Raw genomic sequence first — 6,363 nt, forward strand, 5'->3', positions numbered from 1 at the left:
GGGCGTTTTTCTTTGCGCAGAAGGGCGACGTTCCACCCCTCATTACATGGCGGCGGCGCGCGCCTGATTCAGCCAGTCGTTCACCAGTGCCTCGTGGCCCTTGAGCCAGGCGTCGGCATGACGCTCCACGTCCGCCGGCTTGTTCTGCCCTTTGTTCATCAGGCCGTTCTGCACGTTGATGTCATTCAGCGGCAGCTTGACGATGGAGAAGAGCCTGGCGGCGGCCGGATTGGCCTCGGCAAACCGCTTGTTGGCAACGATGTGCATGGTGTTCACCGCAAAGCCGTAGTTCTTGCTGTTCGGCAAGCGGGTCTTGGCCGCATCCGGGGCGTCGGCGGGGACTTCCAGCCACACCACATCCTTGCCCGGCACCAGTTCGCTGCTGAGCCAGTAGGGGGTCCAGGTGTAATAGAGCACCGGCTTGCCGGCCTGGTAGCGAGCCAGGGTATCGGCGATCAGCGCCGCGTAGTTGCCCTGCTTGTGGGCCACCGTGGGGGTCAGACCAAAGGCGTCGAGGTGATGGTTGATCGCCCCCTCGCAGCCCCAGCCGGGGTTGCAACCGATGAGGTCGGCCTTGCCGTCGCCATCCCCGTCAAACAGCGCCGCCACCTCGGGATCCTTGAGCTGGCCCAGGTTGGTGATGCCGTATTGAGTCGCGGTCTTCTTGTCGATGAGGTACCCCTGGGCGGCACCGGCCACATAGGTGCCCTCACGGAAGAACACCTTGTCGCCCCCCGCCTGCTCGTACTTGTTGTCCTGCAGCGGCACCCAGTTGAACGCGAGGAAGGTGCCGTCTCCCTGGGCCACCGAGGCATAAGCCACGTTGTAGTCCACCTCCTGGGCGGGCTGGACATCGTAACCCAGACGCGCCATCAGCTTGCTCACCAGCAGGCTCTGGAAGGCCTCTTCCGGCAAGGAGCTCTGCAGGGGCTGAACGCGAACCCCCTCCCCCGGCAACTCGGCGCTGGCCATGGCGAGCGGGCTCAGCAGTTGGGTACTCAGCAGCAATGTGCCCAGGGTCAATCCTTTGGTGGTCTGTCTCATGCGTTTACTCCTTTGTAATCGATTTTCTTGTCACGACCGGCCAGGCGCAGCAGCAGGGCGGCAGGGCCATGCTGATACCAGCGACCGGTACGGGTGCGATCCGGTTGCCCCATCGCCTGGGTGAGGCGGTCGAGCACGATGGCCAGCAGCACGATGCCGAGGCCGCCGATGGAGGCGAGCCCCATGTCGAGCCGGCCGATGCCGCGCAGCACCATCTGGCCGAGGCCCCCCACCGCGATCATGGAGGCGATCACCACCATGGAGAGCGCCAGCATCAGGGTCTGGTTGACCCCGGCCATGATGGTGGGCATGGCGAGCGGCAGCTGTACCTTGAACAGCAACTGGGAGGGGCTGGCACCGAACGAGTGGGCAGCCTCCACCAGATCCGTGGGCACCTGGCGAATACCCAGCATGGTGAGCCGGATCATGGGCGGCAGGGCGAAGATGACGGTCACCACCACCCCGGGCACGTTGCCGATGCCAAACAGCATCACGATGGGGATGAGGTAGACGAACGCCGGGGTGGTCTGCATGGCATCCAGCAGCGGCCGGGTCCAGGTGGAGAGCCGCTCGCTGCGGGCCAGCAGGATGCCGGTGGGCAACCCCAGCAGCACACAGAAGAACAGCGAGGTCAGCACCAGGGACAGGGTCACCATGGCATCGGACCAGGCCCCGATGAGCCCGATCCCCACAAGAGACGCGAGCGTGCCGAGCGCCATGCGGCCGTTCACCAGTTGCCAGGCAAGCAGGGCCAGGAGCCCCATCATCAGGGTGGAGGGCACCGTCTGCAGCAGATGGGTCATGGCGTTCAGGGTCAGCTCCACCGGTGCGCGGATCAGCTGGAACAGCGGCCGCAGGTTCTCCACCAGCCAGCCGATGCCCCCTTCCACCCAGGTATCCAGCGGCACCAGCGCCTGCTGGAAGGGATCCAGCCAGTCGATGGCGGTTGTGGTGTCGGCGGCTTCGATCTGGTTCTGCCAGTCGGTGGCCTGGGTGTCGGTACTGCCCCAGGGATCGGACACCTCGGTGGACGCAGGCGCGCTCCAGGGGTCTGCCGCCAACTCATCGGCCCGCAGGGAAGGGCTCTCCAGCAGCACCAGGGCCAGCAGCCCGCTCAGCAAGAAATGGGGATTCATCAGCTTCATGCCGGGGTACTCCTGTCCAGGGTGTTGAGCAGATTGGCCTTGGAGATGAGGCCGAGGTAAGTGCCATCCTCCTCGACCACGGGCACCTGACAGGGAGCGGCCGCCACCTGGCTGATCAATTCATTGAGGGCGGTGTCCGCCAGAATGGGCTGAATGTCCGCCAGCAGCGCCTGCTCCAGGCTGCCTTTGGCCCTGACCGCCTGACCGAGCGACTCCACCGAGACGACCCCGAGGAAGCGACGGCTACGATCCACCACGTACCCGAACTCCCGCTCAAGCTCCTTGAGCTGGCGCAGGGCGTTGCCCGGCCCGTCGGTGGTGTGCTTCTTGATGAGGGGCACCTGCTTGCGGCTGGCCACGTCGCGGGCGCTGAACACATGGGCCAGATCCACCCCGCGAAAGAAGGCGCGCACATAGTCGTTGGCGGGCTGGTTCAGGATCTCGTCCGGGGTGCCCACTTGCACCAGCTGGCCATCCTGCATGATGGCGATGCGATCGCCGATGCGCATCGCCTCGTCCAGATCGTGAGAGATGAAGACGATGGTGCGCTGCTGGCTGGCCTGCAGCTTGAGCAGCTCATCCTGCATTTCGGTGCGGATCAGGGGATCCAGCGCGGAGAAAGCTTCGTCCATCAGCAGGATGTCGGGGTCATTGGCAAGGGCCCGGGCCAGCCCGACCCGCTGCTTCATGCCGCCGGAGAGGGCATCCGGATAAGCCTCTATCCACTGTCCCAGCCCCACCTGATAGAGCGCCTGACGGGCGCTCTGCTGGCGCTCCGCCAGCGGTACACCGGCCAGCTCCAGCCCGAAGGCGGTATTTTCCAGCACACTCAGGTGCGGCATCAGGGCGAAAGACTGGAATACCATGCTGATCTTCTTGCGACGCACCTGGCGCAGCTCGCGCTCCGAGATGGCGGCGATGTCCTCGCCATCGATCAGCACCTGGCCGCGGGTCGGCTCGATCAGCCGGTTGAAGAGACGCACCAGGGTGGACTTGCCCGAACCGGAGAGGCCCATCACCACGAAGATCTCCCCTTCGTTGATGGCCAAATTGACATCCTGGACCCCCAGGGTCTGCCCGGTTTTTTGCAGGATACTGGCGCGATCATGCCCTTTCGCCAGCAGTTTGAACGCTTTATCCGGCTGATCGCCGAAAATTTTGTAGAGGGATTTGACCTCGAGTTTGACTGTCATATTGTCCTTTTTTCTTGGCCGACGCCTTGCCTGGCAAACCGTCGAACGTGAGCCAACTACTTTTAACACTAAGTAATTTCACACCCAAATAAAAGAACCAATTGAAGCCAATCTGGAAAGGTTAAATTTAACTCATTGATTTTTATTGGTTATTTTCATTCATAAAAATCCATTAAATCACGATAAAAACGCCTATAACAGACAGGATCACCACAGTATCGATGCACTTTCAGCACATTTCATTAATGATTAAAGGGCGTTAGCAGCAGGCGAAAAGAGAGGGTGGGGACGACGGTGCCCATCGGGGCGATGAATGGCTTATTCATTACATAACTAATCATTTTAATGTCACGCATTCCGGATATTGCTTCAGGCACCTTCAGCCATGTCGGTTCAACCCCCTTCTCTTTGCGGCAACAGGGCACAAAAAAGCCCCCGGCTGTCGCAAGGGGCTCTTCATGGCATCAGAGGGCTCAGCGTCGCTGCCAGGTCTCAAAACAGTAGGGATGGGGGTTCTTCTCGTCAGGCTGATGGAACTCACTATTGAGCTTCTGCCAGTAATCCTCCGAGAAACTCGGAAAACAGGTATCCCCGTCCACAGCTAAATCAATCCGAGTCAGATAGAGATAATCAGCCTTTGGCAGTAACTGTTCATAAAGATAGCCACCCCCTATCACCATTAGCTCTTCTACATTATCCCGCTGAAGAAGAGCCAAGGCAGCCTCCACCGAAGAGACCATCTCCACACCATCCGCTTGATAGTCAGAATTACGGCTAATCACCAGATTGCGGCGGTCGGGCAGCGGCCGTCCGATGGACTCGAAGGTCTTGCGCCCCATCAGCACCGGCTTGCCCAGGGTGATCCGCTTGAAATGGGCCAAGTCGGCGGGCATATGCCAAGGCATCAGGTTGTTCTTACCAATCACCTGATTTTTCGCGAGGGCAGCAATCATTGAAATCTTCACGGTATCAGTTTCTCGCTTCACCATTCATATAATGGGGCGGTTACGATACACGACCAGAGACGGAATCGCCAAACCGAAACTCAGGGCCCCCACGATAAACAGCGCCTTGAGGCCGTTCTCCACCGCGCTCTGAAGCAGCTCCATGGTCACCCCGGAGATATTGAGCTCCACGATGGCGATCATGGTCTTGAACGCATAGCTGCCCGGGATCATGGGGATGATGGAGGCAACGCTGAACACCGGGCGCGGTGCCAGCAGGCGGCGCGACCAGTAGACACAGACAAAGCCGACCGTGGTCGCCGCTGCCAGGGTGGCCCACTCGATGGGCATGCCGTAGTGGATGAGCAGGGTACGCAGGCTGTGGGCCAAGGCGCCCCCCATGGCGCAATATTTGAGCATCCGTGGCGGCACGTTGAACAGCATGGCAAAGCCCACCGCCGGAATGGCCGACCAGAAGGCATCCTTGCCCAGCAGCCAGAGCAGTTCCATCATACCTTCCACCCCCAGATACCGGTCACCGACATGGCGAGAATGATCCCTATGGCTGCGCTGATGGTCAGCAGTGTCGCCGTGCCCCAGCGGGCCAGCCCCATGTTGAAGTAACCCTTCACCATGTCGGAGACCGCATTGATGAGCGGGAACCCCGGCACCAGCAGCAACACGCTGGCGGCCATGGCGAGATAGGGTTGTTCGCCCCAGCCGAAGAAGGTGGCGCTGGAGGCGAGCAGGGTGGCGATAAACCCGGTGGCGGCAAAGTTGATGAGGGGACTGTGGTGATGGCGGGCAATGAGCTGGCGCACCCGCATGGCGACCGAGGCCGAGCAGCAGGTCACCAGGAAGATGGGCCAGTCACCGCCAAACAGCAGGCAGAAGGCACCGCAGGAGAGCCCCACCATGGGCACCACCAGCCAGGGGTGATAGTGGAACGGCGTGATGGCCTCGAGGCGCTGACGTACCTCGCGCGCGCCGATAAGCGACTTTTCCGTCATGATGCAGATGCGCTGGATCTCGCACACCACCTGCATGTTGATGCCGTGCTCCCGCACCCGGCGGGTGGTGGTGACGCAACTGCCCTGGTAGAGACTGGTGAGGACGATGGCGCTGGAAGAGATGGCCATCTCGACGCTCTCCAGCCCGAGCGCCATGCCGAGCCGGACCGTGGTCTGCTCGATGATGCGGCTCTCCGCCCCAAACTGGGCCAGCATCTGGCCCGCCTTGACGATGATCCGGGTGATCTCCGTCTGCTGCTCTCGCGACAGCACCCTTCCTGGTGTGATGCTTCTCATGATCCCTTTGAGTCATAGCAAGATGAAATGTGTCTGGATATTACCCCAAAATAAATACACCTTCATCCATCTCTATCGGACTGCGGGCACTGGTCACTATTATTCAGCCGCCCGGGGAATGTTTGCAGCAAATAAAAAACAATTCACCCAACTTGCTTAACAACTTGTTTGAGAAGGGGTGAAACAAATTAATAAACACCCTGTTTTTTTATATCTTGAACAGGGCCGTGAATTATTTCCGTTTCAGATAACTGGAAAACGCTATCACATTATCCGGCAGCGGGGGCTCTGCCATTTCCTGACAAGATTCGTTCTGCAGATCCAGAATGTGCTGGCGCATGGCGTAGACGGAGTCATGCATCATGTTGGCGATACGGATGCAGCTGTCGAGGTTGTTTCTGGCCAGACGGCGCTGGCAGTCGATGCGAAATTGCAGACCTCGCAGCCGACGTTGCCGCTCTGGCCCCACCTGGGCGATCAGGGTCTCTATCTGCTGGTGCAGCAGCGCGTCGAGTCGCTCCGGCTCGGCCAGCGCCCAGTACTTCAGGGTATCGAAATCAGGCAGCTCCATATACCCTCCTGGCCGGACCTCGCCCATGGAATGGAACGACGCCGGGCACATCACTATTTCACTGTCCCTAGGGAAGGTTATACGCGAATTCAACTTCGAAGTGCGACACTCGCCTATGCCGCCTGACAGTACTCTTCGAATACCTTGACAGGCTGCCTG

At 60.2% G+C, this 6,363-nt stretch carries 7 protein-coding genes; all 7 read right to left on the reverse strand.

What is annotated here, in order from left to right:
• Positions 1–42: 42 nt before the first annotated feature.
• Positions 43–1,044 carry a glycine betaine/L-proline ABC transporter substrate-binding protein ProX gene (proX, locus tag PG887_RS05935; protein WP_223930449.1) on the reverse strand — a complete coding sequence of 334 codons (1,002 nt, stop codon included), beginning with the start codon at positions 1,042–1,044 and terminating at the stop codon, positions 43–45.
• Positions 1,041–2,189 (reverse strand): glycine betaine/L-proline ABC transporter permease ProW, encoded by a 1,149-nt coding sequence (gene proW / locus PG887_RS05940; RefSeq protein ID WP_270821335.1) that lies wholly within the window; start codon positions 2,187–2,189, stop codon positions 1,041–1,043. The genes proX and proW overlap by 4 nt, the downstream gene beginning before the upstream one ends.
• Positions 2,186–3,382 carry a glycine betaine/L-proline ABC transporter ATP-binding protein ProV gene (gene proV, locus PG887_RS05945; RefSeq protein WP_270821336.1) on the reverse strand — a complete coding sequence of 399 codons (1,197 nt, stop codon included), beginning with the start codon at positions 3,380–3,382 and terminating at the stop codon, positions 2,186–2,188. Before proV ends, proW begins: the two co-directional genes overlap by 4 nt.
• Before the next feature lie 473 nt (positions 3,383–3,855).
• Positions 3,856–4,347: a type 3 dihydrofolate reductase gene (gene folA, locus PG887_RS05950; RefSeq protein ID WP_103261092.1), complete on the reverse strand. Its 492-nt coding sequence runs from the start codon at positions 4,345–4,347 to the stop codon at positions 3,856–3,858.
• A 24-nt stretch (positions 4,348–4,371) separates the two neighbouring features.
• Positions 4,372–4,839: a threonine/serine exporter family protein gene (locus PG887_RS05955; protein ID WP_052816098.1), complete on the reverse strand. Its 468-nt coding sequence runs from the start codon at positions 4,837–4,839 to the stop codon at positions 4,372–4,374.
• Positions 4,836–5,633 (reverse strand): threonine/serine ThrE exporter family protein, encoded by a 798-nt coding sequence (locus tag PG887_RS05960; RefSeq protein ID WP_050498274.1) that lies wholly within the window; start codon positions 5,631–5,633, stop codon positions 4,836–4,838. Before PG887_RS05960 ends, PG887_RS05955 begins: the two co-directional genes overlap by 4 nt.
• Positions 5,634–5,865: 232 nt before the next feature.
• A complete protein-coding gene (locus tag PG887_RS05965) occupies positions 5,866–6,204 on the reverse strand; it encodes a DUF3135 domain-containing protein (RefSeq protein ID WP_010675440.1) in 339 nt (112 codons plus the stop codon).
• Between the last annotated feature and the right edge of the window lie 159 nt (positions 6,205–6,363).

The organism is Aeromonas sp. QDB14 (assembly GCF_027707845.1).
GTDB lineage: Bacteria > Pseudomonadota > Gammaproteobacteria > Enterobacterales > Aeromonadaceae > Aeromonas > Aeromonas caviae.

What these genes read in the sequence shown, in the direction of transcription:
- proX (WP_223930449.1), bottom strand. Translation starts at nt 1,044, where the DNA reads ATGAGACAGACCACCAAAGGATTGACCCTGGGCACATTGCTGCTGAGT.
- proW (WP_270821335.1), bottom strand. Translation starts at nt 2,189, where the DNA reads ATGAAGCTGATGAATCCCCATTTCTTGCTGAGCGGGCTGCTGGCCCTG.
- proV (WP_270821336.1), bottom strand. Translation starts at nt 3,382, where the DNA reads ATGACAGTCAAACTCGAGGTCAAATCCCTCTACAAAATTTTCGGCGAT.
- PG887_RS05955 (WP_052816098.1), bottom strand. Translation starts at nt 4,839, where the DNA reads ATGATGGAACTGCTCTGGCTGCTGGGCAAGGATGCCTTCTGGTCGGCC.
- PG887_RS05960 (WP_050498274.1), bottom strand. Translation starts at nt 5,633, where the DNA reads ATGAGAAGCATCACACCAGGAAGGGTGCTGTCGCGAGAGCAGCAGACG.
- PG887_RS05965 (WP_010675440.1), bottom strand. Translation starts at nt 6,204, where the DNA reads ATGGAGCTGCCTGATTTCGATACCCTGAAGTACTGGGCGCTGGCCGAG.